The following is a 24,840-nucleotide window of genomic DNA, read 5'->3' as shown; positions in this document are numbered from 1 at the left end:
TTCGAGGCGTTTATATTTTCAAGTGGAAGATGTAAACACAACACATACAATAATAAAACACATGTTATGAAAAGAAAAATGATGTCCCTTTTGCTCGCATTGGCAGTAATAAGCGGAAATAGCGTGTACGCTAAAGTGATTGACATAATGTCTCCCAACGGAGCCATTAAAGTATCGGTAGATATCAAGGACCGAATCTACTATTCAGTGTCTTATGATAACAACCAACTATTAAAGGATTGTTATCTCAACCTCCAACTGCAAAATGAAACACTGGGGGACAATCCCAGGCTGCGGAGCACGAAACGTGGAACCATTGACGAAAGTGTGAAACGTGAGATACCTTTTAAAAATGCTATTGTAAAGAACCAATGTAACACGCTGAGGATGAACTTCAGCGGAAACTATGCCGTTGAGTTCCGGGTATTCGATAACGGTATGGCTTACCGTTTTGTTACAGACAAAAAAGAGGATAACATTGTAATGGGAGAAGATTTCGCAATTAATTTTCCTGCCAACTACAAAGCCCACTTATCACAACCGGATGGTTTTAAAACCTCTTACGAATATCCATATACTCATATAGATACGGAAAACTATGCTGCCACCGATCGTATGAGTTACCTGCCCGTACTGATAGAAACGGACAAAGCATATAAAATCCTGATATCCGAAGCTGACCTATTCGATTATCCTTGTATGTTCCTCAAAGGCACCGGCAAGAATGGGATGCAATCTCTTTTCCCAAAAGCACCTTTGGCATTTGGCGAAGATGGTGACCGTAGCCTCAAGATCACTAAAGAAGCTGATTATATTGCCAAAACAACCGGAAAGCGTTCATTCCCCTGGCGAATGATGGTAATCTCAAAAGAAGACAAAGAGATTATTGAAAACGAAATGGTATATAACCTTTCCACTCCTTGTGTCCTTGAAGACTACAGTTGGATCAAACCGGGGCAGGTGAGCTGGGAGTGGTGGCACGATGCACGTCTCTATGGGGTAGATTTCCGTTCCGGCTACAACATGGATTCGTATAAATACTACATTGACTTTGCTTCCAGATTCGGCATCCCCTACATCATCATGGATGAAGGCTGGGCCAAAAACACACGTGATCCGTTTACTCCCAATTCTACTATCAACCTCCCTGAGTTAATTCAGTACGGAAAAGAACGAAACGTGAAAATCGTACTCTGGCTACCATGGCTTACCGTCGAGAATCACTTCGATCTCTTTAAGACTTTTGCCGACTGGGGCATTGCGGGAGTAAAGATAGACTTTATGGACCGCAGCGATCAGTGGATGGTAAACTACTACGAACGTGTAGCCCAAGAAGCAGCTAAACATAAACTATTTGTGGATTTCCATGGTGCCTTCAAGCCTGCGGGACTGGAACGGAAATATCCGAACGTACTCTCTTACGAAGGTGTATTGGGCATGGAACAAGGTGGCAACTGCAAACCCGAAAACAGTATCTATTTACCCTTTATGCGTAATGCTGTGGGTCCGATGGACTTCACTCCGGGGTCAATGATTTCCGCTCAGCCGGAAGACAACCGTTCTACCCGCGCCAACGCCATGGGCTCAGGAACACGTGCTTTCCAAATGGCTCTTTTCATCATCTTCGAAAGTGGTCTGCAAATGTTAGCCGACAACCCGGTTTACTATTACAGGGAACTTCCCTGTACCGAATTTATCGCAAGTGTTCCCGTCACCTGGGATGAAACCAAGGTCCTTTATGCTAAAGTAGGTGAAGCAGTCGTCGTAGCCAAACGAAAAGGAGAACAGTGGTTCATCGGAGGTATCACCGGCAATCAACCACAAAACATCGAGATCGACCTTGGATTCCTTCCGGCAGGACAATCATTCACATTAACCTCATTTGAAGATGGCATTAACGCTGACCGTCAAGCAATGGATTACAAGAAAAAGGAGTCTACCGTGAACAATCAAACCCGCATGACATTGAAAATGGTACGCAACGGGGGATGGGCCGGAACAATTAAAATGAAATAGAATATAAATCAAGTTCACCACAGAGTGACACAGAGTCCCACAGAGAAACTTTTTTCATAAATATTCCATTAACAAGAGATGAAGACTCTGTGTCACTCTGTAGTGATATAGCATATTACAAAAATGAAAAAACAAATAATACACCGCTGGATGCTGATGGCTGTCTTCTGCCTCGGAGCATCATTTATAGGAATCAATGCCCAAGAAAAAGACTGGGCCAGCCTGCAACGCTATGCGCAGCAAAATGCCGAACTCCCCAAGCCGGAGAAAAATGAAAAGAGAGTAGTCTTCATGGGCAATTCCATCACGGAAGGATGGGTTAACACACATCCTGATTTCTTCAAAAACAACGGTTATATCGGCCGGGGCATCGGTGGACAGACTTCTTACCAGTTCCTGGTACGTTTCAGAGAAGATGTGATCAATTTATCCCCCGCATTAGTAGTGATCAATGCCGCCACCAACGACATTGCCGAGAATACAGGAACGTACCATGAAGACCGGACTTTTGGCAATATCGTTTCGATGGTGGAACTGGCAAAAGCCAACCATATAAAAGTGATATTGACTACCACTTTGCCGGCTGCTGGCTTTGGCTGGAATCCGTCCATCAAAGATGCACCACAAAAGATAGCCTCACTCAATGCACGCCTGAAAGCATACGCCAAAGCAAACAAGATTCCGTTTGTAGACTATTATTCATCGATGGTAAGCGGTAATAACAAAGCTCTGAATCCGGTCTATACTAAAGATGGAGTACACCCTACTTCTGAAGGGTACGACGTGATGGAAAAGCTCATCCAGCAAGCCATAAACAAAACGATACGCTAACCATTGAAATTAAAATCATGAAGTCATTTGTCTCCTTCTGCCTTTTATTGAGTATCTGCATAAGTAAACTATATGCGCAAGACATTAACATAGTATACATAGGCAACAGTATCACCCAAGGTGCTACACTGAAAAATCCCGGGACAGAAGCACCTCCGGTACAAGCCAGCCAATACATCGGACAAGTAGTAAAACAATCCGTCACCTATCGTAATTGCGGAGTGAGCGGTATGACTACCCTTGATTTCCTGCCGGTAGCCGGAAAACAATTCCCGAATGTCAAGTCTGCCGCACAGGAATTGAGTCAACATAAAGGGACACTGCTTTTTTCTATCATGCTGGGCACCAACGACAGTGCCTGTACCGGGCCCTTCGGGGCTCCGGTAGAACCGGTGTCCTATTATACCAATATGAAAACAATCGTTGACGAGTTGATTTCCCTGTATCCGAAATGTAAAATCGTGATTCACCAGCCTATCTGGTATAGTCCGAACACTTATAACGGTGCAGTCTATCTTGCTGCCGGACTAAAACGGTTGGAAAGTTACACTCCCATGCTTCATAAACTGATCGACCATTACACACAGACCAAGCCCAATCAGGTATTTCTGGGAGATACAGCTGCTTCCGACTTCTTCCGGAACAATTATCAGAGCTATTTTACTCCGGAGAATGGAAACGCAGGGACTTTCTATCTGCATCCCAATAAAGAAGGTGCCAAAATCCTCGGCAAATATTGGGCGGAAGCCATCCTGAAAATAATGTAAATGTGTCAAAACCCACACAGGCTTCCTCCTCTCCCCCAGCCTTCTCACTATATGCAACCTATTCATTTACATCATTTAACACACTTCGCTTTGTTTAGTTACGACCGTTTCGTAGCTTTGTGATATAAACGTAATTAAACATACTCCATGGAAAAGTTGACAATGCAAGAAGAAGAAGTGATGATTTACATCTGGGAACTGGAAAGTTGCTACGTGAAAGACATCGTTGCCAAATTTGAGCAACCCGTACCTCCTTACACTACGGTGGCCTCCATCGTGAAGAATCTCGAACGGAAAAAATATGTAAAGGCACAGCGCGTAGGAAATACGTACCTGTACACTCCGGCTATTAAAGAAAGCGAATATAAACGAAGTTTCATGAGTGGAGTCGTAAGGAACTACTTTGAGAACTCTTACAAAGAAATGGTTTCTTTCTTCGCAAAAGACCAGAAGATATCGACCAACGACCTGAAAGAAATCATCGACATGATCGAGAAAGGAAAAGAAAACTAATCGCTAATACCCTGAAAAACATGACTCCCGAACTGGCATACTTCCTGAAGATAAATATAGCAATTGCTTTATTCTACGCCTTCTATCGGTTGTTTTTCTACAAAGACACCTTTTTTCAGTGGCGACGGACTGTATTGCTTTGCTTCTTTGTCATTTCTCCACTCTACCCGGTGTTGAATATTCAGGAGTGGATCAGATCGCACGAGCCTATGGTAGCAATGGCCGATTTATACGCAACCATTGTATTGCCCGAAATTGAAATAACTCCTGAAGTTGCGACTACGGATTGGCAAAACATTATTTTATCTACAGTAAATATCATCTATTGGGCAGGAGTCGTATTACTTTTAATACGCTTCGTTGCCCAGTTTGCCAGTATTTTGCGGTTGCGTTTTCATTGTCAGAAAGATCAGATAGAAGGAATTCCTGTCTATTTGCTTGACAAAGAAAGTGGTCCGTTCTCTTTTTTCCATTGGATCTTCATTCATCCGCAAGCACATCCGCACAATGAGTTAAGCGAAATCCTTACTCACGAAGGAACGCATGCCCGGCAAAAGCACTCCATAGATGTTATCATCAGCGAACTGATGTGTATCGCCTGTTGGTTCAACCCGTTTGCATGGTTGATGAAACGGGAAGTACGGAACAACCTGGAGTACATGGCCGACAACCGTGTACTGGAAGCCGGGCATGATTCAAAATCTTATCAGTATCACTTATTGGGATTGGCCCATCAAAAAAGTACAATCACTCTCTCCAACAGTTTCAATGTGTTGCCACTGAAGAATCGCATCACAATGATGAATAAAAAAAGAACCAAAGAGATAGGACGGACCAAATATCTGTTATTTCTCCCGCTGGCTCTTGCCCTAATGATAGTAAGCAACATTGAAGCCGTGGCACGTACTACTAAAAACATCGCAAAAGAAATGATGCAAACAGTGGAAGAGCAGATTGAACAGAAAGTTCCGGCTGAAGAAAATACCCCATCCCATACGGCAGATGCTCCGCAACCTCAAACGGACAATACAGCCGGACAAACAACCTCCCAAAAACCAAAAGAACAAACTGTCTTTGAAGTAGTTGAGCAAATGCCGGAATTTCCGGGAGGAGTGACAGAAATGAAAAGGTTCATCAGCAGTCACCTCCGCTACCCCGCTATCGCTCAGGAAAACGGAATACATGGGCAAGTCGTTACCCAATTCATAATCCGGGCAGACGGAACGATTACCGACTGTACAGTAGCAAAAAGTGTGCATCCAATACTGGACGCCGAAGCATTACGTGTAATAAAAGAAATGCCTAAGTGGCGTCCCGGAAGACAAAGAGGAATAGCTGTAGCCACCAGAATGACCGTCCCGGTACGGTTTCACCTGATAGATGAGGCGCCCGATCCGGCAAGTACTTCCGATAAGAATCTTGAAAATAAAATTTTTGATGTAGTTGAACAGGCTACGGAATTCCCCGGTGGAATGAAAGCTTGTTTAGCATATATGTACAAAAATATAAAATATCCTACAGCTGCACAGGAAGCGGGCATACAAGGGCAGGTTGTCATACAGATGATTGTTGATAAAGACGGGCATATAAGAGACCCCAAAATAGTGCGGGGAGTATCGCCGGAACTGAATGCCGAGGCACTCCGCATAGTAAGCGGTATGCCCAAATGGATACCCGGGAAACAAAAAGGCAAGAACGTAGCGACCCGATTCACACTCCCCATCCGGTTCCGTCTGACCTAACCGTACTCCCAACCTGAAAATCACTTTAATAAAAATAGTATGAGAAAAATCACATTTATTGCCATTCTCTTGTTGTGCATCTGCAACCTTGCAAAGGCCAAAGAAAAAGTCATAGAACAGCCGCCATTCATAGCTTGGAGCAGTACCTCGATTCAAGTAGAAAAAGTCGTCCTCAGCGACACGGCTACAGTACTTTATATCAAAGCATTCTATCAACCCAAACAATGGATCCGGATTTCCGGACAAAGTTTCCTGAAAGACAATAACGGGGAAACCTACGTTTTACGTTCGGGGATCGGTATTAAACCCGACACGGAATTCTGGATGCCCGAATCCGGTGAAGCAGAATTCCGTTTAGTTTTTCCGCCAATACCGGCCTCAGCCACTTCTATCGATTTCTCCGAAGGGGACAATGTTCAAGGGGCATTCAAGATATGGGGCATTCAACTTAAAGGAAAAGCTCTTCCCGAACTTTTGTTACCCCAAGAAGCCATTGTGCAGAAAGTAGATATAAATAATACATTGCCCGAACCGAAATTCGAATACAAGGAAGCCACTTTCAAAGGAAAGATTCTGGATTATCGCCCGGGGCTCATCTCCAAAATAACACCGATTGTATTTGACCCGGTAAAGGGTGCCTACGAAGGAGCGGAAGTAAAAATAAACAATGACGGCACATTTGCCACTCAAATAAAAGTACCTGCCACTACTCCGGTCGCCCTCCGTATTTTCGGTAAAATGATTTCTTCCTACGTGGTACCGGGTGAAGAGAGCAGTATCATTATCAATACCCGCGAACTATGCCGGCAACAATCCAAGTTCCATAAGGACGACAAACCTTATGGCGAAGCTGTTTACTTTGGCGGCGCATTAGCCGGGCTGTCACAGGAATCTTTTAAATGTAACCTAAATCCTTCCGTTATGGATAATTACCGTCAACTATTCCGTGACATAGCAGGAATGGACGCCCAAGCCTATAAAGACTTTATTTATGGCAAACGGGCTACTATTCTTGAATCCATACAGAAAGCCTCAATCAGTCAAGCACTCAAAACGGTATTAATCAATCAGGTAGACGCCAGTACTGCCCAGGCTATCTCTTTAACGGAAATGGCCATCAAGCAGGCTTATGCCATGGAGCATAAAATGAAAAACGAAGAAGTCAGGGAATACTTTAAAACGACTCAAATAAAACTACCTGAAAACTATTATGCGGATGCTTTCAGACCACTTGGCTCCCTCAACACCATGGCATTACTTTACAATCCCCGGTTGACCGAACTGGTTCCGTATTACCTGCGTCATTGGAGAGATGAACTGGTTAAAGCATGGGGAACCGATAAAGGAGTTTATTTCGATATTAATAAAGCAAACGAACTCTATTCATCTATCAAAGACTTTACACCCCTGACCGCCGAACAGGAAGTCCTGCTTGCCACTCTTCCACCCGCTTGCCAAAATGAACTGCGGGAGGGCAATGAACAACTTCTGAAAACCATTGAAGCCAATAAAAAGAAAACCGGATATACTATTCATGAAGTAGGGGAAGTCAGTGATGAAAACCTGTTTACATCCATTATCTCTAAATTCCGGGGTAAAGTAATCCTGGCCGATTTCTGGGCAACCTGGTGTGGCCCGTGTCGCATGGCCAATAAAGCAATGCTGCCGCTAAAGGAAGAGTTGAAAGGAAAGGATATCGTTTACCTTTACATTACCGGCGAAACTTCACCCCTGAAAACATGGGAGAACATGATTCCGGATATCCACGGTGAGCATTTCCGTTTAACGGATGCCCAATGGAGTTTCTTAGGTGATAAATTCGACATAAGGGGCGTACCCACCTATCTCATCATCGATCGGGAAGGAAATGTCAAACACCAAAAGACAGGATTCCCGGGTGTAGCCCAAATAAAAGAGGAATTGATGAAAGTATATGATTAACCCTCCGGACAACAAACAATAAACAAAGAACGATCGGCTCCTGCCTATGGGACAAGGAACCGATCGTTCATCATTTAAAAGCGCTTATCGTTACTTATGCAACTCTACAATCTTCGTGGGAGCCATTTCCACATTCCGTTTGTCCACCTGTCGTACTACACTGGCAGCCAACGAAAGAAATGCACGGCCGGTAACCGTATTCTCATCCAAAGCAACAGGGGTACCGTTATCGCCGCCCTCGCAGATACTCTGTACAATCGGAATCTGTCCCAACAACGGAACATTCATCTCTTCAGCCAGCTTCTTGGCACCTTCTTTCCCGAAAAGATAATACTTGTTCTCCGGAAGTTCTGCCGGAGTGAACCAAGCCATATTTTCCACCAGACCAAGAATAGGAACATTCACCTTATCATTAGTGAACATGTTGATCCCTTTACGTGCATCGGCCAAAGCCACAGCCTGCGGAGTACTAACCACAACGGCACCGGTCAAGGCCAATGTCTGAACTACGGTCAGGTGAATGTCACTTGTTCCCGGTGGCAGATCGATCAGGAAATAGTCCAGATCTCCCCAGGCAGCATCTCCGATCAACTGCTTCAGCGCATTGCTCGCCATCCCCCCACGCCATAAAGTAGCTTGGTCAGGATCGACAAAGAAACCGATAGAAAGTAATTTTACACCATACTTTTCAACAGGAATAATCATATCGCGTCCGTCTATTTTTTCAGCGTACGGACGGGCATCTTCTACCTGAAACATTTTCGGCATGGAAGGACCGAAAACGTCGGCATCCAGTAAACCGACTTTATAGCCCAACTTAGCCAACGCTACAGCCAGATTGGCCGACACGGTAGATTTACCCACCCCTCCTTTACCGGAAGAGATACCTATGATATTCTTTACCCGGGGTAACAATTTACCGACTTCGGGACGTGCAGCCTGTACGGTTTTCACACTGATATTTCCAGCTATCTCCACGTCTTTGCTCACATGGGTAAGAATAGCTGTTTCAGCAGCCTTTATCACCGACTTCATAAACGGATCGGTCGGTTTTTCAAAAATCAGGGAGAATGAAACCTTCATTCCCTCTATACGAATGTTATCCTCCACCATACCGGCCTCCACAAGATTCTTTCCGGTTCCGGGATAACGCACTGTAGCCAGTGCATCGAGTATCAATTTAGGATAGATTGTCATAGTTTGTATTATTTAGATGTCTGCAATCCGCTCCGCTTGCTACGGTTATAGCTCCGGTACGAATCGAGTTCAATTTCAATATCCGGTTCTCTCAATTCTCCTTCCTGCGGTAACAGGAATTTGATGTATTTAATGCTTAAACCACGATCGAGCCATTGTTGTTCATAATAGGTCTTGATGCCCAGAATGTCATCAACGAGATCGGAGTGATAAAGATCTTCGGTGATAAACTCCACCGGCAGTTTGTTCTCCTCAATCATATATTTGGTATAAGTGAACATAAAGTTACTGTCTGTCTTCAGATGGATAATTCCGTTGGACACCAAAAACTTACGATAACGTTCCATAAAATAGGTAGAAGTCAGGCGTTTGGTCGCTTTCTTCATTTGCGGATCAGAGAAAGTCAGCCAGATCTCACTCACTTCGCCTTCCGCAAAAAAACGGTCGATGATCTCGATGTTGGTACGCAGAAAAGCAACGTTCTTCATACCTGCCTGAAGAGATTCGGTGGCCCCCGTCCACATGCGGGCTCCCTTAATGTCTACCGCAATAAAATTCTTATCAGGGAACATCCGTCCCAGTCCGACGGTATATTCGCCGCGCCCGCAACCCAACTCAAGTACAATCGGGTTATCGTTCTTAAAAAACTCTTTGTGCCATTTTCCCTTCATGTCAAAAGGCACATTGTCCACTGCCGAGTAAGGATACTCAAAAACATGCGGATAACTTGCCATATCGGCAAACTTCTCTAATTTATTTTTTCCCATTCAAAAAAGTTAAATCGTTTCTACCCAACCGGTATAGTTATAAAACACCCGGTCGTTAAATTGCTGGCGGAACAACGCATATTTGTCAATGCCCGTACAATGGCAGACTCCCAGACGTTTGGGAAGCTTCATGCCCAGAAAAGCGGAAATCACATTGAACTTTTCTATGCCTGCATTATGGATATGAAAGCCTCCCATCACCAGTTTCAGTCCCAATCCCGGAAATGCAGTCTGCACGGCACGAATAATATTGGTAATCCCCCGGTGCGAACAGGCGCTCAGCACTGAAAGGGATTTTTCACTCTTCAATATCAATGCCAGTTCATCTTCAAAGGTATCGGGACGCATCTCGCCTCCTATCTCCACGAAGAAATGCTCAAAGTGCGTGTCGTTCCTGTCTACTATCCTGACATCCGGAAACGCAAATACACCCGGTACAATCTCCGTAGTTTCGTCGATCAGCCAAAAGCGGGACTTATCCAATGCTTCGGGATGCAACATTCCGTTTTCACGTTCATTCTTGAACTTCCTGCGGAACACTTCTTGTTTACATACCACCTTTGCCCTGCTGTTCATTTTCAGGAAAGTATGCAATCCACCTGTATGGTCACGATGTCCGTGAGACAGTATTACAAATTCCACATCGGTCAGATCGACTCCCATCAAACGGGCATTCCGGATAAACAAATCCGAAGCACCGGTATCAAACAGCACCTTGTGTTCCCCCGCTTCAACAAGCAGGGAAAGCCCATGCTCTCCCTGTAATCCCTTACCGTAAACACTGTTTTCTGCGAGGGTTGTTATTTTGTAGTTCATTTATCGAACGTTTATTCTACAATGGTCACCCATCCGTGAGTGTCGGGCTCGTCACCGTACTGGATACCACGCAGCTTGTTGTAGAGTTTCTCACAAACAGGACCCGGCTTTCCGTCTTTCGAAATTACGTATGATTTACCATTCTCAAGGTCATCGATACGTTCGATCGGACTGATGACAGCAGCAGTACCGCAAGCTCCTGCTTCTTCGAAAGTGCTCAGTTCTTCTTCCGGTACAGGACGCCGCTCTACTTTCATGCCCATATCTTCTGCCAACTGCATCAGGCTCTTATTGGTGATGGAAGGAAGGATAGAAGTAGACTTCGGTGTGATGTATGTATTGTCTTTAATACCAAAGAAGTTGGCTGCTCCGCATTCATCAATGTATTTCTTTTCTTTGGCATCCAGGTAGAACTCACAGGAGTAGCCCAGATCGTGCGCTTTTTTGTTGGCACGCAGGCTGGCTGCATAGTTACCACCAACTTTGTAGATACCGGTTCCGTGGGGAGCGGCACGGTCGTACTCGCGGATAATGACATAAGGATTGGTAGAAAAACCACCTTTGAAATAAGGGCCTACCGGTGTGACAAACACGACAAACATATATTCATCTGCCGGATGAACCCCTACCTGGGCACTGGTTCCGATAAGCAACGGGCGAATGTACAAGGACGCCCCACTCTCATAAGGCGGGATGAAGCGTTCGTTCAATTTCACTACTTTCAGAATAGCTTCCTTAAAACGTTCGGTCGGCAATTCTGCCATCATGATGCCCTGACAGGTGGATTGCAGACGTGCGGCATTCTCTTCCAGACGGAAAATACGTACCTTACCGTCTTTACCACGGAAAGCTTTCAAGCCCTCGAAAGCCTCCTGGCCATAGTGAAGACAAGTGGCAGCCATATGCAGATTCAGCACTTCGCTGCTGCTTATCTCAAGTTCACCCCATTTGCCGTTACGGAAATTGATTCTCACATTGTAATCTGTCTTCATATAGCCGAATGACAGATTGGCCCAGTCTATTTCTTTCATATCGTTAGTTATTAGTTATTTTCGATTGAGCAACAAAAATAACCTTTATTCTTCAGATAGCCTCCTTTCTTGCAGTAATTTTTCAATTTCCCGATCCGCCTTTGTCAGCTTTCCGGCACAGAAAGCTATTATTTCATTGGCTTCTTTTATTTTTTCACTCAGTTCGTCAATCTCCAGTTCGTTACTGTCAATCTGGCGAACGATCTTTTCCAGACGTTCCATGGCCTGTGAATAGGTTTCTTTTTTCTTTGCTGGCATATTTATCATTATAAAGGAATACTTTCTACTTTCGATTTCACTTCACCTTCGTAAAGACGGGTAATCAACTCGTCTCCCGGTCGCAGACAGGCAGCATTTTTCACCACCTTCCCCTCTTTCAGCGTTATGCTGTATCCCCGTTTCAGTAGTTTTTGTGGTGAAGCATCCGCAATGCGGTTTTGTAAAAGTTCCAACCGATGATGCTGACGAGCCAATAAGGTCTCAGCAGCATGAGAGAGGTTGCTCTTTGCCATTTGCAACTTTATCCGCGATTCCGAAAGCTTGCGCATCACTTGTGAAGGAATGCGCGATTGTAACAGTGAAAGTCTCTTTCGCTCTTGCTCCAGACGGTGATAGATGCGGGCATGCAATTCTCCGGCCAACTCTTCAAGCCGATCCGCGGCCTCTTCCATCCGGTTGATTAACAATTCGGCCGCAGCTGTCGGAGTTTTCACCCGGGTATGTGCTACGGAATCGAGCACGGTATCGTCCCGTTCGTGCCCGATTCCGGTTATAACAGGCAGCGGAAACTGGGCACAGGCAGCGGCCAGCAGGTAGGTGTCGAATCCGGAAAGGTCGGAAGTTGCCCCTCCCCCACGAATAATGACAACTACGTCGAACTCTTCCATCCGGGCATTTACTGCATCGAGAGCGGCCAATACGGACTCTTCCACCTGATTGCCCTGCATCAGAGCGGGGAAAAGTTCCGTATTGAAGTAAAATCCACGGGAGTTGTGCTGCAATTGATGGCAGAAGTCACCATACCCCGCAGCCGTAGCCGAAGAGATGACCGCAATGCGTTGCGGCAGCAAAGGCATTTCCAGTTCTTTGTTCAGCGTCAACACTCCTTCTTCTGCAAGTTGCTTGAGTATTTCCCGGCGCCGGCGTGCCATATCCCCCAATGTATAGGTAGGATCGATGTCCTGCACAGTCAGACTGTAACCGTACAATTCATGGAAAGCAACGGTCACTTTAACCAGCACCTTAATGCCGGAAGTAAACGACTGCCCGGTGGCTTCTTCGAAATAGGGCTTCAGCAGCCGGTAGATATTGGCCCAGATCGTTCCCCTCGCTTTGGCTATCAGATTATTGCTGCGGGGATCTTTCTGGACAAACTCCAGATAGCAATGTCCCGTACTGTTTGTACGGACATCGCTCAACTCCGCCTGTACCCAGTATTCATCGGGCAGGCACTGTTCCAGGCTCCGCCGGACCAAAGCATTCAGTTCGTGAAGAGAAAGGGTGTCTTGCATACTTTATTTTTTCTTAGAAGCAGATTGATAGGCCTTCCACAGATCGGGCACTCCGTATCCATAGATGTTATCGGGAAAATCCACCCGGTCGCCGGATTGACGCACCAGTTCGATGATTTCCTTAGCAGTCAGTTGCGGACAAGCTTGCCACAGGCAAGCCACCATGCCGCACAGGATCGGTGAAGCAAACGAAGTTCCGCTCGCTTTGCGCAAATTACCGTTTGTCCCCATCACATCCGAGTTCAGTCCCACGGCAACCACATCGGGTTTCACGCGATTATCGGCTGTGTTGCCGATAGAAGAAAACGAAGCCAACACACCTCTACGGTCGATAGCACCTACCGTCAGCACATTCTCCGCATCACCCGGTGCCGTGATCTTCTTCCAGGAGGAGGCGCCCGAGTTACCGGCACTGCATACCAGTACGATTCCTTTATCTGCCATTTTCGACGCCTGGCGGGACATCAGTGCATGGTGTCCGTCCAGGTCACGATATTTATAGTTCTTGGTAGAATCATCGAAAGTGAAATATCCCAGCGAAGTATTCACCACATCCACTCCCACACTATCGGCAAACTCTACGGCCGCCGCCCAATAGTCTTGCTCTACCAGGTGTTCGGACGCTTCATCTTCACTGCGAAGCAGCCAGTAGGAAGCTTCGGGAGCCGTACCCACCATCACGTAAGGTTCGTTCATTGCCATGCAAGACAAAACGGCCATCCCATGCGAGCCTTTGGCATAGATATCGCTTCCCGGTTCGACAAAGTCCTTTGTACCCAGGATACGGATATTCTTCATCGCATCAATCTTGTCTACGTTATGGTATCCGGCATCGATCACGGCGATGGTCATGCCTTGCCCCTTGAATCCGGCCTCATGCAGTTTCTCTCCATTGCTGGTCTCTATTTGCCGGAAAGCGGGACCATAATAGGCTTCGCTCCTGGCCGGACTGTTCACCAGAGAGTCGCGTTTATCTTCCGCAGCAGGTTTCGACGGGGCAACCCACACCTTCTCCGTGGCGCGCACAAAAGGCAGCGCAGCTATTTCGCTTATCACAGTACTGTCGTTGCAAGATACGGTGACGAAATTATCCCATTTTCCGGTGACTACGATTTTCACTCCCTTGTCGCGAATGGCATCCACATACTGACGACATACCGGCAAATCGGTCGAATCGATGGGCAACTGTTGACGTTGGCGGCGGGCAATCGCCTTTTCTGACAGAAACTTCTCGGGATGCTTCAGTGAGTAGGTTGTGGCAGCCTTATCTTTCAGGCTGATGCGATACTTCAACGTATCCTGTTGTGCGGATGCCTCCAAGGCTACGAAGGCTAAGGCAATAAGTGCTAATTTTTTCATTTCGTATTTTTATTTTTCCGTATTTATTCCCAGTTTTTGTTTTGTTCTATCACCAATCCGATGCCGCGTTGCGAAGCGATAAATGCTCCACCTATCACTCGCCGTCCGTCATAGAACACGGCCGACTGTCCCGGAGCAATCGCCGAGGCTTCTGCGAGAAAACGAACAAAAAGGCGTCCGTCTTCAAGCCTTTTCACCCGGCAAGGAATCGGACGGCTGCGGTAACGGATACGTACTGCGAGTTCCGGGCACGAAAACAGTTCGTCCTCATCCACAATATTATCTTGTTCCGCCACCATATATCCGGCTTTCAACTGTTCGGCATCCCCCAGCATGACAGTGTTCTTCTGCGGATTAATTTTCAAGACATAAGCCGGTTTGCCCAGTGCGATCTCGAGTCCTTTACGCTGGCCGATGGTATAATAAGGAAAACCCCTATGTTGCCCCAGCTTCACGCCTTCGGAACTGACAAACCATCCCGGACCGATCTCCGCATCAAGTTCCGGGCACTGTTCACGAAGAAAGTCCCGATAATCACCTTTAATGAAGCAGACTTCCATGCTTTCCCCCTCTTTCGACTTGGCTTCGTAACCTTTCTCACGCAGATAGTCGCGCACAGTCTGCTTGGTGTAGTTGCCCAAAGGAAAGATACAGCGTCGCAGGACGTCCTGCCCCAATCGCCAGAGGAAATAGGACTGGTCTTTCTTTTCATCATCACCGGCAACAATATAGATGTACCCGTTCCGTTCTTCCAACCGGGAGTAATGTCCGGTGGCTATCCAATCGCAGCCCAGTTTGTCAGCCCATTCTATCAACATGCGGAACTTAAATAACGGATTGCACATCACGCAAGGGTTCGGCGTACGTCCCTGCCGGTACTCGTCTACAAAGTTTTTGACAATAGTATCTTTAAAAGGAACACGTTCGTCGGCCACATAATGTTCTATCCCCATACGTACCGCCAACTCTCTGGCGTCCTGCGACTCATCGCCCCAGACACGCATGGTGACACCTACTATCTCGTATCCCTGCTCTTGCAGCATCAGGCAAGTGGCGGTACTGTCTATTCCCCCGCTCATGCCGACAAGAACACGTTTATTGGATTCTTTCATATTCATTCTCTTTTTACGAAGAATGCAAATGTACGAGATTCCCGGCAGAATACAATCAATTGGACAAGTTAGTATACAAACTTTAAAACTAAAGGATGTATAATCGATGCGATTACCATGAGGATGTGTCGAAACTTCTTTCACCACGGAGTAACACAGAGTATCACAGAGTCTTTTTATTGATAATCAACAACCTAAAATCATCTCTGTGTACTCTGTGGTGAGTTTTGACACAGTCCCCTTTTGTCTGTTTGTCAAATTGATAACAGAACCTCTCCACGTTTCAGTTTTTCGAAGCTCCGGCAAGGTTCATGGAGAAAAACGGCTTATTTCCGGTTAGGAGATTATCCTTTTAGCAGGGAATCAGGAAAGAGATAAGCCCTGAGACAGAAAAAGAAATAAAACCGGAACATAAGGACAGTGTAACAAGAGATACAGGTTCTTTTTATTACTTCAGTAAGCTCTCTTTTCCACTGACAACCAGAGAAGATTCAAACACTTCGGAGGCCAGATTCCGGCACAATAGGAGTTATTAGGAAAAACATATAGAGATATTTGGAAAACATATAAGCATTTTCGGAAAATGTAACCGTCTTTTGGAAGAAATGCTTCCTTCTTTTCCGGAAAACCAACCGTCTTTTACCCCCAAACCCCGGCTTTCCGTCATCAAAAGCACCGTTCTTCCGCCCCGTCCCCTCCAGTTTGCAGTTCCGGAAGGAAAGGGCTGTTAGCAAAAACAGCATTATCATTACTTTTTGCACACAAAACAGGCTGAAATATATCAAAATCACAATTTCATTTAATCAGCGCAGACAATGGTCCTCTTCTCCGTCATTTCCATCTGTCACTGCCGGGAAGCTCCAAAATGTTATTACATCGTCTTCACTCTTTCCGCAATAATAAAAGAGATACAAGAAATACGAAGAATAAAAAAAACAGCTAAAACCATTTGCTTTCTTCAAAAAGAATCTGTATATTTGAGTAATAAGAAACTCAGATATGGCAAACCCCAAACTACCGGGAATACCCGAAGCTGAACAAGCTCTGTTGTATGCCAAGCTGAATGAATACAACCGGGGCCGCATGTCCTACAAAGAGGCAGGAGCCTACTTTGTGGTTCTGCCGAGACCGGGACATCCCACCTATTCGGTTTGGGTTTACTCTCCCTCACTTGAAAAGAACAGACTTCTGTTTATCCACGAGCTTTCCGCCGACATCAACGAATCATTACGGATGGCAAGTACGCTGTTTTTCTTCTCCAGACGCTGTCTGCTGATCGTGGAATACAATGAAAAAAGAATGCAAAACAATGGAGACGACATTATATCGTTCGGCAGATATCACGGACATTATTTACACGAAATCCTGAAAATCGATCCGGCTTACCTGAGTTGGATAGCCTACAAATACACTCCTAAAATCCCGAAACAGGAGCGTTTTGTTGCAATCGCACAAGTATACCACTCGGTGCATCTGGACATCATGCAACGAAAAGCACGCCAAAAACGCGAAGCCAGCCGCTTTCTGGGTAACGAAGGGGAAAAGTTAGAGAGTCTGAATCTCAAAGTAGTGAAGGTACGGCTTGAAGACGATCCATATAAAACAAGGGTCGTGGGAAGCGCCGTTCAGTTCTTTGTACGGCAGATAGTGACACTGACCGACCCATCGGGAAATCTGGTGATCATGAAGATTTCCTCAAAGACACCCAGTCCTGTATCTTGTCAGCTCCCGGCCCTGGAACATGAGTTCCGTCCGGGTGAAATAGTCCACATCGCCTCGGCAAGGGTAGCGCGCACTTACGAAAGTTACGGCTCAAAGTATACACGTTTGAGCCATGTGAAGTTTCGTCAGGTAAGTTAACGCTTTGTCCAGTCGTCTTTTACATAACTGGACGGATAGGAAGTAGAATCTACTATCCCGCCTTTCTGACGAATCCAGGTATCAAACGTACGGCTATCTTCGTTCAACACAATAATGCGCGCACCATTAGGCAAATGATTGTACTCTGTATTACCACCGGTAAAACGACCGTAGGCCAAAAGGATGTTCTTCCACATCACAGCATAATCGTTATCGTGATCGTGTCCTACGAAAACACCCATCACATCACCCGCCTCTTTCATGGCAGCAAACATACCGGTATTCAATTTCGGTGCGCAGGCTTTCTCCATACGGGTACCACGAAGAATGGCATTTTCATTGGCAGCAGCTTCATTATACTCCGGAAGGGGAATATGGAAAAAGGCCAGTGCCGGATAAGGTTTACCACCGTTCTGCGCTGTATAAGCGGCGCTTTGATCACGATACCACGAGATCTGACCGAAAGTCAGCCATGCATATCCGTCTACATCCTTGAGTGAAGAGTAAGAATGTGAGTCCATACAATAGAGCAATGCGGCATCCTTTACGGCATCGGCAGAGGATTTCACTGTCAGTACATAGTCGGGCGAAGGAGAAGCGCCACGATCGGGCAACAAATTGCCGGGTACACCACGAATCAGGTCATAGAGTTCGGCACGGGTCTTTCCCTGTTCATTATCATGGTTGCCAAAAGTAACAACGAACGGAAGCTTACGGCGTTCCACTTGTTCAAGTACCTGGAGCATACCTTTATCGGCAGGAGAAGAATAAACAACATCACCGGTGAAAATTACGAGATCGGGATGTTCGGCATCCAACACTTCCCCTATACGCTCAAGGGCTATATCTGAGGCCGGGTTGCCATACTTAAAATGTACATCGGTAAACTGGACGATTTTAAATTTACCGTCTTTATTGAATCGTAAGACGGAACTTTGGGCAACACCATCATTTATTGCCATGAAAGAAAACAAAACGGCCAATAAGGTCCCAAGAATCTTTTTCATACTATATTACGTTTAGGAGTTGAATTTAATCACACGCGATTGATCAGCACGGTTGCATAAGCGGAGATGCCTTCTTCCCGCCCGGTAAAACCGAGCTTCTCGGTAGTAGTGGCTTTAATCGAGATATCATCCGCATCAATGCCCATCACTTCGGCAAGCACCTGCTGCATAGAAGGGATATGGGCTTTTAGCTTAGGACGCTCCGCACAGATCGTTGCGTCGATATTACCTATTTGGTACCCCTTGGTGGCGATCAGTTCCACTGTTTTCTTCAATAAAATCTTGCTGTCTATATTCTTATACTCACCGGCATTGTCGGGGAAGTGATAGCCGATATCGCGCATATTGGCAGCACCCAGCAAGGCATCGCAAATAGCATGTACCAGTACATCGGCATCCGAGTGTCCTAACAACCCTTTTTCATGTTCCAAAAGAATGCCCCCCAACCAAAGTTCACGCCCTTCTACCAGTTGGTGGACGTCGAAACCAAAACCTACTTTTATTTTCATAAGAGTTATTTTTATAGATGAATAAAGGAATTCCCGGATTTACCGGATATAGAAATCGAGCAACTTCTCTGCTTCAAGATACCCCTCCAAGTGCTGGCCGACACTGACCGGACCCACTCCCACAGGAGTCCCGGTAAAGAGCAAATCACCGATTTTCAGGGTCACAAAACGACTGACATAAGCAATAATATCATCTATCTTAAACAGCATATCAGCCGTATCCCCTTGCTGCACGGTGTTTCCGTCTATATCCAGATGAAAACGGAGATTCTGCACATCGGCAAAGCGTTCTACCGGTACAAATGTACCAATCGCAGCGGAACTATCAAAACCTTTGCACAACTCCCAAGGATTGCCGGCTGCACGGAACTGACGCTGCAAATCCCTCGCAGTGAAGTCGATACCGACCGTTAGTGCATCGTAGTAACGATGAGCGAAGCGCGGAGCAATATTCTTCCCCAAGCGGTTGATACGTACCACCAGCTCGGTTTCATAATGCACTTCATTTGAGAAATCGGGAATAAAGAAAGGCTTCCCGTCTTTGAGGATAGCCGAATCGGGTTTCATGAAGATTACCGGCTCTTTATTCTCCAACGTATGTCCCAGCTCTTCGTTGTGCCGGGCATAATTCATTCCAACAGCTATAATCTTCATGATCTATTCTGTTTCATTAAAGTTCAAACGGTTAAACATGACAGCAAGATGGGCATAAAGTGACGTATTCTGCACCACAATATCTTCCGGGACGCGAATACGGAAGGGAGTAAAATTCCAGACGGCTTTAATACCACCGGCTACCATCGTGTCCGTAATGCATTGGGCAATCTCGATGGGCACAGTCAGCACACCGATGTGTACACCATACTCTTTCATCTTCTCCAGAAAATCATCGGAATGGAAAATCGGAATGCCATTAAGCGTAGTACCTACCAATGTCGGGTTCACATCAAAAGCTGCCACAATCTCCAGACCGAAATGGCTAAGACCGGAGTCACGTAGCAACGCTCCTCCCAGACTACCCACACCGAAAAGGAAAGCCTTGTGCATATTCGTAAAGCCAAGAAAATCTTCCAGAACAGCAATCAGCGCATCTACCTCATAACCCACACGAGTACGGCCGGAAATATTAACATACGACAAATCTTTCGCAATCTGTGAAGCATCGATGTTTATTTCTTTAGATATCTGAGTGGAAGAGACATAGCGTTCGCCTTTCTGCTTCAGCAACTTTACATTCGAAAGATACCAAGGCAACCTACGTAAAGTAGGCTCCGGAACCTTTGTACTGTCTTTATGCTGTATCTGATTATTCATAGTCACTTCATTCTGCTTTTACATTAGCGATTGACAAAATTACACTATTTTTTCCGAAATGCCATAAGGATGTCATAGAAGCTTAACATAATTTCTACATACAAAAACGCCCGGGGACACTTAAGAGTTTGCAAGGTTCGGAACAATATATTATTTTTGAGCTTAATTAATAGACTGGAAAAATGAAGAACAGCGATTGGAAAGACCGGCTGAACGTGGTTTACTCCACTAACCCGGATTATAATTACGAAATGGATGATGACGAAGAGCAAGTAACCTTGGAACCGCCACAACAGAACTTACGGGTACAGTTGGACCGGAAGAACCGGGGCGGTAAAGTCGTGACCCTGATTACCGGCTTTGTCGGCACCGAGAACGATCTGAAAGATTTGGGAAAACTCCTCAAGACGAAATGCGGAGTAGGCGGATCGGCCAAAGACGGAGAGATGATCATACAGGGAGACTTCAAACAAAAAATAGTAGAACTGCTGAAGAAAGAAGGGTATACGAAAACAAAAGCAGTAGGAGGATAAATCCATTCACTTTATGTACAAAAGCACTGTCCCGGATTCTGTATAAACAGAGAACCGCAACATTATGGACAGCTACAAAAAAACGGCCGCTACAGAGTTTCTGTGCGGCCGTTTCTATATACTTGATTCCTTGAGATTATTCAGCTCTCAAAGTGAAACGTTTGAAGTCAACGACTTTCAATTCAGGATCAGCTTCTTTCAACACTTCTCTTACTGTCTTCTTGGCATCCATGATATCTTCCTGGTTCAGCAAGCAAACTTCCTTTAAGAACTTGCCCAAACGTCCTTTAGCAATGTTCTGAATCATTTGTTCAGGCATATTTGCAGCCTTTTCAGCAGAAACAGTAGCAATGATTTCTTTTGCCTTCGCAACATCTTCGGCTGTAATCCAGCCTTTAGCCATATTGCTTTCCATGTGGTCTTCGCTGTCCACATGAGTCGGATTGATATTAGCTTTCTTCAAAGCAGCTTCTACAGCCTTCTGTACCTGTTCAACTTTTGTCTTCTCAATGGCAACTTCGATTTCCTTCTGCTTCACTTCTTCAGAAACACCATCCTCGTCAACTGCAATCGGATTCATAGCGGCAACCTGCATAGCCACTTGCTTAGCCAACTGTTCGTCAACATTCTTATTGAAAGCAACCATAGTGCAAAGGCCGTTTCTGTTCATATGGTTGTAAGCAGAAATTGTAGCACCTTCCAAAACCATGTAGCCATCCAGTTCCATCTTTTCACCGGTAATACCGCTTCTGTCTGTTACAGCCTGAGCAACAGTAGCGTCACCCATCGGAAGAGCCAAAACTTCTTCCAGAGTTTTGCACTTGTTAGCTACAGCAGCGTCCAGAATATCCTGAGTAAGTTTCACGAAATCAGCATTCTGAGCAACGAAGTCGGTTTCGCACTTCAAAGCGATGATAGCACCAAAGCCATTTTCAACTTTTACCAGAACACAACCTTCAGAAGCTTCACGGTCAGAACGTTTTGCAGCAACTGCCTGTCCTTTTTCGCGAATAATCTTCATTGCTTTGTCGAAATCGCCCTCAGCTTCAGTCAACGCGTTCTTGCAGTCCATCATACCAGCACCGGTCATTTTACGGAGCTTGGTTATATCAGCCATTGTTACAGCCATAATATCTTTTATATTTTAAAATGAATAATCGTTTGAATAAACAAAATGTGCCAATCTGCCAATCAAAATGCCAACACCCTTACAGGTGCACCGGCACATTAGCAAATTGGCACATTATTATATTAAGCCTCTTCGTCTTCCTTCAGGAAAGCAGCAGCTTTAGCTGCATTAATTGCTTCTTCGTCAGATTTATCGAGTCTTGCCTTAGCTGATTTCTTCTTGCCTTTGTTAGCAGGAGCTTCACCGGCAGCTTCCATATCGATCTTCTCAGCTTTTCTTTCTTCCAGACCTTCGATCATTGCAGCGCAGCAAGCATCGAGAATAACTTCTACTGATTTAGTAGCGTCATCATTTGCCGGAATAACGAAGTCGATGTTTGTAGGATCTGAGTTAGTATCAACGATACCAAATACAGGGATACCCAAACGGTTAGCTTCGCGAACAGCGATATTTTCTTTCATTACGTCGATAACGAACAGCGCAGACGGCAGACGAGTCAGATCAGCGATAGAACCCAAAGTCTTGTCCAACTTAGCACGCTGACGAGAAATCTGAAGAACTTCTCTCTTAGACAAGTTTGAGTAAGTACCATCAGCTGTCAGCTTGTCGATTGTAGTCATCTTCTTCACTGCCTTACGGATAGTAGGGAAGTTAGTCAACATACCACCCGGCCAACGTTCGATAACATAAGGCATGTTTACAGATGCAGCTTTTTCAGCAACCACCTGTTTAGCTTGTTTTTTAGTAGCAACAAAAAGGACTTTCTTGCCTGATTTTGCAATCTGTTTCAAAGCTTCTGCAGCTTCGTCAACTTTTGCAACAGTTTTGTGGAGGTCAATGATATGGATACCATTGCGTTCCATGAAAATATAAGGAGCCATTGCAGGGTTCCACTTTCTTTTAAGGTGTCCGAAGTGGCAACCGGCTTCCAGTAATGTATCAAAATTTGTTCTTGACATCTTGTTTTTTCTTTAAATCGTTTACTTTCTTTTTTGTTTTTTCTAAACCAACCGCCGGGTAGCCTGTTTAAGAGTCCCGGTAGTTTAGATACTAAACATATTCCGTCAGACAGCCCATTAACGCTTGCTGAACTGGAATCTTCTACGAGCTTTCGGCTGACCCGGTTTCTTACGTTCAACAGAACGCGGATCACGTGTCATGAAGCCTTCCGAACGAAGAGCTGACTTATCTTCAGCGTTGATCTTAACCAGTGCACGGGCAATAGCTAAACGCAAAGCCTGAGACTGACCAGTGAAACCACCACCACACAGATTAACCTTAATGTCATACTTCTCAGCAACACCAAGTTTGTTCAATGGTTGTTTAACAACATACTGAAGAATAGTTGATGGAAAGTACTCTGCAAGGTCTCTCTTGTTAATAGTAATCTTTCCTGTACCTTCGCTTACGAATACGCGTGCAATCGCACGTTTACGTCTGCCTAATGCATTTACTACTTCCATTATATCTTATTTAAGTGAGTTTATATCAATTGCTTTCGGGTTCTGAGCGTCGTGCTTGTGTTCGCTACCAGCGTATACATACATATTGCTCAGCAACTTAGCTCCCAATCTGTTTTTAGGAAGCATGCCCTTCACTACTTTTCTCAGTAATCTGTCTTCACCGTTAGGTTTGGCAATCAAACGAGCAGGAGTCATTTCTCTCTGACCACCGGGATAGCCAGTGTAAGACAAATAAACTCTGTCATTCCATTTATTACCACTTAATTTTACTTTGTCTGCATTGATGATAATAACGTTATCACCGCAGTCTACATGAGGAGTAAAGTTTGGTTTATACTTTCCTCTCAACAGTTTCGCAACTTTTGCTCCCAGACGACCTAATGTTTGGTCTGTAGCATCAACGATAACCCATTCTTTGGTTACAGTTGCCTTGTTTGCAGAAATGGTCTTGTAACTTAAAGTATCCACTCTTAATTTGTTTTTTAAATGTTACTACTAAAAATTTTCTTCACCACTTATCAACCTTCCCCGGACAAAGGAAGATTAACTTGCTATGAATTAATCTCTTATCCTTTTGAGATAATAATCGGCTTGCAAAAGTACGGCTTTTCTTTGAATTGGCAAACTATTTCTGCCTTTTTTTGGATTTATCCGATTGATAACGAGCACCAAGCTATCGACTATGAACAGCAGCCGGCAGACAAAAAAAGAGACTGCAAGTAACAATTCACCACTCAATCAACGCCACAAGGCATAATCGGCAGCTTGCTACCTGCAGTCCGTAAATCCGTTGTTATAATCTGAATTATCTTACAATATCATCCGGGAATTTATCAGGCATCTCAATGCGTTTCCAGGTTTCATTATACCAGCAGTTCAATTCATTGCCATTCAGGTCCTTCTCTATAAAGTATTTAAGATGCAAGATTTTATCATCGATAAGTTCAAAAGTAAGAACGTTATCCTGATTATCGAGCATCGGCAAATGAATATTCTTTTCAATACTTTCAGCATAAGTATGGTCTGACAACTGTTCATAGTTGCCATAGCCGGTTATAATAGCATCCGATCCCGGACGAATCGTAAAGTTCACAATTCTTCCATCATCACTCAGCACTTTGAAAGTGTTACTCGGTTTAAGCACTCCCGGAGCATCCGGACTCTCTGAAACATAATGGCACAATTGCCAGATTCCTTTCAGATTAGCAGGTTTAAAGTTACCCTTTTGTGCCATCACATTCGTTACCGCAAACAGCATTGCCGCCAGCATGGTAAAAAAATAAAGTTTTTTCATATCTGTACGATTTTAGTTAACACTTTAATTCGTCTGTCTGTCACAAATATAAAGATTTCTTTTATAAAATAAGCAATCTTAAGACATAAAAAAACTCGCATAATCAAAAGAATATGCGAGTTTCTTAT

The 24,840-nt window shown here is 45.0% G+C and carries 26 protein-coding genes; 9 read left to right on the top strand and 17 right to left on the bottom strand.

The window, feature by feature from the left end; genetic code table 11:
* The first annotated feature begins 66 nt into the window (after positions 1-66).
* From ISX59_RS17695 to ISX59_RS17670, 6 genes are all read left to right on the top strand, one after another.
* Positions 67-2,016: a glycoside hydrolase family 97 protein gene (locus ISX59_RS17695; RefSeq protein WP_005821958.1), complete on the top strand. Its 1,950-nt coding sequence runs from the start codon at positions 67-69 to the stop codon at positions 2,014-2,016.
* 150 nt (positions 2,017-2,166) lie between these two features.
* Complete coding sequence (locus ISX59_RS17690; RefSeq protein WP_032541025.1) at positions 2,167-2,847, top strand: SGNH/GDSL hydrolase family protein; 681 nt, start codon at positions 2,167-2,169, stop codon at positions 2,845-2,847.
* A 17-nt stretch (positions 2,848-2,864) separates the two neighbouring features.
* The gene (locus ISX59_RS17685; protein WP_005821960.1) at positions 2,865-3,614 is read left to right on the top strand and encodes an SGNH/GDSL hydrolase family protein; all 750 of its coding nucleotides are present in this window, start codon (positions 2,865-2,867) and stop codon (positions 3,612-3,614) included.
* Positions 3,615-3,761: 147 nt separating this feature from the next.
* Positions 3,762-4,127 (top strand): BlaI/MecI/CopY family transcriptional regulator, encoded by a 366-nt coding sequence (locus ISX59_RS17680; RefSeq protein WP_005782465.1) that lies wholly within the window; start codon positions 3,762-3,764, stop codon positions 4,125-4,127.
* A gap of 20 nt (positions 4,128-4,147) precedes the next feature.
* Positions 4,148-5,869: a M56 family metallopeptidase gene (locus tag ISX59_RS17675; RefSeq protein ID WP_032531440.1), complete on the top strand. Its 1,722-nt coding sequence runs from the start codon at positions 4,148-4,150 to the stop codon at positions 5,867-5,869.
* 39 nt (positions 5,870-5,908) lie between these two features.
* Positions 5,909-7,810: a TlpA disulfide reductase family protein gene (locus ISX59_RS17670; RefSeq protein WP_220576114.1), complete on the top strand. Its 1,902-nt coding sequence runs from the start codon at positions 5,909-5,911 to the stop codon at positions 7,808-7,810.
* 90 nt (positions 7,811-7,900) lie between these two features.
* On the opposite strand, the gene ISX59_RS17665 is transcribed toward ISX59_RS17670, so the two are convergent.
* Genes ISX59_RS17665 through mnmA form a run of 8 tightly spaced genes read right to left on the bottom strand, consistent with a single transcriptional unit; the run spans position 7,901 to position 15,603 of the window.
* Positions 7,901-9,007 carry an Mrp/NBP35 family ATP-binding protein gene (locus tag ISX59_RS17665; RefSeq protein ID WP_005782459.1) on the bottom strand — a complete coding sequence of 369 codons (1,107 nt, stop codon included), beginning with the start codon at positions 9,005-9,007 and terminating at the stop codon, positions 7,901-7,903.
* An 8-nt stretch (positions 9,008-9,015) separates the two neighbouring features.
* Complete coding sequence (gene trmB / locus ISX59_RS17660) at positions 9,016-9,774, bottom strand: tRNA (guanosine(46)-N7)-methyltransferase TrmB (protein ID WP_005782457.1); 759 nt, start codon at positions 9,772-9,774, stop codon at positions 9,016-9,018.
* 9 nt (positions 9,775-9,783) lie between these two features.
* Complete coding sequence (locus tag ISX59_RS17655; protein WP_005782455.1) at positions 9,784-10,590, bottom strand: MBL fold metallo-hydrolase; 807 nt, start codon at positions 10,588-10,590, stop codon at positions 9,784-9,786.
* An 11-nt stretch (positions 10,591-10,601) separates the two neighbouring features.
* Positions 10,602-11,621 (bottom strand): branched-chain amino acid aminotransferase, encoded by a 1,020-nt coding sequence (locus ISX59_RS17650; protein WP_005782453.1) that lies wholly within the window; start codon positions 11,619-11,621, stop codon positions 10,602-10,604.
* A 45-nt stretch (positions 11,622-11,666) separates the two neighbouring features.
* Entirely contained in the window at positions 11,667-11,879 is a 213-nt protein-coding gene (xseB, locus tag ISX59_RS17645; protein WP_005782452.1) for an exodeoxyribonuclease VII small subunit, read from the bottom strand.
* An 8-nt stretch (positions 11,880-11,887) separates the two neighbouring features.
* A complete protein-coding gene (gene xseA / locus ISX59_RS17640; protein ID WP_220576113.1) occupies positions 11,888-13,132 on the bottom strand; it encodes an exodeoxyribonuclease VII large subunit in 1,245 nt (414 codons plus the stop codon).
* Positions 13,133-13,135: 3 nt separating this feature from the next.
* Positions 13,136-14,491 (bottom strand): S8 family serine peptidase, encoded by a 1,356-nt coding sequence (locus ISX59_RS17635; protein WP_005811149.1) that lies wholly within the window; start codon positions 14,489-14,491, stop codon positions 13,136-13,138.
* A 23-nt stretch (positions 14,492-14,514) separates the two neighbouring features.
* Positions 14,515-15,603 carry a tRNA 2-thiouridine(34) synthase MnmA gene (gene mnmA, locus ISX59_RS17630; RefSeq protein WP_220576112.1) on the bottom strand — a complete coding sequence of 363 codons (1,089 nt, stop codon included), beginning with the start codon at positions 15,601-15,603 and terminating at the stop codon, positions 14,515-14,517.
* A gap of 999 nt (positions 15,604-16,602) precedes the next feature.
* Between mnmA and ISX59_RS17625 the strand changes: the two genes are divergently transcribed.
* The gene (locus ISX59_RS17625) at positions 16,603-17,463 is read left to right on the top strand and encodes a hypothetical protein (RefSeq protein ID WP_032536206.1); all 861 of its coding nucleotides are present in this window, start codon (positions 16,603-16,605) and stop codon (positions 17,461-17,463) included.
* On the opposite strand, the gene ISX59_RS17620 is transcribed toward ISX59_RS17625, so the two are convergent.
* From ISX59_RS17620 to ISX59_RS17605, 4 genes are all read right to left on the bottom strand, one after another.
* The gene (locus ISX59_RS17620) at positions 17,460-18,425 is read right to left on the bottom strand and encodes a metallophosphoesterase family protein (protein ID WP_220576120.1); all 966 of its coding nucleotides are present in this window, start codon (positions 18,423-18,425) and stop codon (positions 17,460-17,462) included. The genes ISX59_RS17625 and ISX59_RS17620 overlap by 4 nt on opposite strands.
* A gap of 74 nt (positions 18,426-18,499) precedes the next feature.
* A complete protein-coding gene (gene ispF / locus ISX59_RS17615; protein ID WP_005782445.1) occupies positions 18,500-18,979 on the bottom strand; it encodes a 2-C-methyl-D-erythritol 2,4-cyclodiphosphate synthase in 480 nt (159 codons plus the stop codon).
* A 39-nt stretch (positions 18,980-19,018) separates the two neighbouring features.
* The gene (locus tag ISX59_RS17610; protein WP_005782444.1) at positions 19,019-19,633 is read right to left on the bottom strand and encodes a fumarylacetoacetate hydrolase family protein; all 615 of its coding nucleotides are present in this window, start codon (positions 19,631-19,633) and stop codon (positions 19,019-19,021) included.
* A 3-nt stretch (positions 19,634-19,636) separates the two neighbouring features.
* Positions 19,637-20,299: a redox-sensing transcriptional repressor Rex gene (locus tag ISX59_RS17605; RefSeq protein ID WP_005811161.1), complete on the bottom strand. Its 663-nt coding sequence runs from the start codon at positions 20,297-20,299 to the stop codon at positions 19,637-19,639.
* 176 nt (positions 20,300-20,475) lie between these two features.
* On the opposite strand from ISX59_RS17605, the gene ISX59_RS17600 reads away from it, so the two are divergent.
* Positions 20,476-20,826, top strand: a complete 351-nt coding sequence (locus tag ISX59_RS17600) for a translation initiation factor (protein WP_005782442.1) — start codon at positions 20,476-20,478, stop codon at positions 20,824-20,826.
* A gap of 136 nt (positions 20,827-20,962) precedes the next feature.
* On the opposite strand, the gene tsf is transcribed toward ISX59_RS17600, so the two are convergent.
* The 4 genes from tsf to rplM form a co-directional block, all read right to left on the bottom strand.
* Positions 20,963-21,955, bottom strand: coding sequence for a translation elongation factor Ts (tsf, locus tag ISX59_RS17595; protein ID WP_032531434.1), 993 nt, complete (start codon positions 21,953-21,955; stop codon positions 20,963-20,965).
* Between the two features lie 122 nt (positions 21,956-22,077).
* On the bottom strand, positions 22,078-22,914 hold the full coding sequence (gene rpsB / locus ISX59_RS17590; RefSeq protein WP_005782438.1) for a 30S ribosomal protein S2: 837 nt from the start codon (positions 22,912-22,914) through the stop codon (positions 22,078-22,080).
* Positions 22,915-23,031: 117 nt separating this feature from the next.
* Positions 23,032-23,418 carry a 30S ribosomal protein S9 gene (gene rpsI / locus ISX59_RS17585; protein ID WP_005782436.1) on the bottom strand — a complete coding sequence of 129 codons (387 nt, stop codon included), beginning with the start codon at positions 23,416-23,418 and terminating at the stop codon, positions 23,032-23,034.
* A gap of 6 nt (positions 23,419-23,424) precedes the next feature.
* On the bottom strand, positions 23,425-23,886 hold the full coding sequence (rplM, locus tag ISX59_RS17580) for a 50S ribosomal protein L13 (protein WP_005782434.1): 462 nt from the start codon (positions 23,884-23,886) through the stop codon (positions 23,425-23,427).
* Between the two features lie 18 nt (positions 23,887-23,904).
* On the opposite strand from rplM, the gene ISX59_RS17575 reads away from it, so the two are divergent.
* Positions 23,905-24,141: a hypothetical protein gene (locus ISX59_RS17575; RefSeq protein ID WP_005811169.1), complete on the top strand. Its 237-nt coding sequence runs from the start codon at positions 23,905-23,907 to the stop codon at positions 24,139-24,141.
* An 82-nt stretch (positions 24,142-24,223) separates the two neighbouring features.
* Here the strand turns inward: ISX59_RS17575 and ISX59_RS17570 are convergent, their stop codons facing one another.
* Entirely contained in the window at positions 24,224-24,712 is a 489-nt protein-coding gene (locus ISX59_RS17570) for a DUF4488 domain-containing protein (protein ID WP_005782431.1), read from the bottom strand.
* Between the last annotated feature and the right edge of the window lie 128 nt (positions 24,713-24,840).

This window comes from Bacteroides sp. FSHCM14E1 (assembly GCF_019633785.1).
Classification (GTDB): domain Bacteria; phylum Bacteroidota; class Bacteroidia; order Bacteroidales; family Bacteroidaceae; genus Bacteroides; species Bacteroides hominis.
The sequence above is the reverse complement of the archived record's forward strand: the minus strand, read 5'-3'. Positions and strand labels throughout refer to the sequence as shown.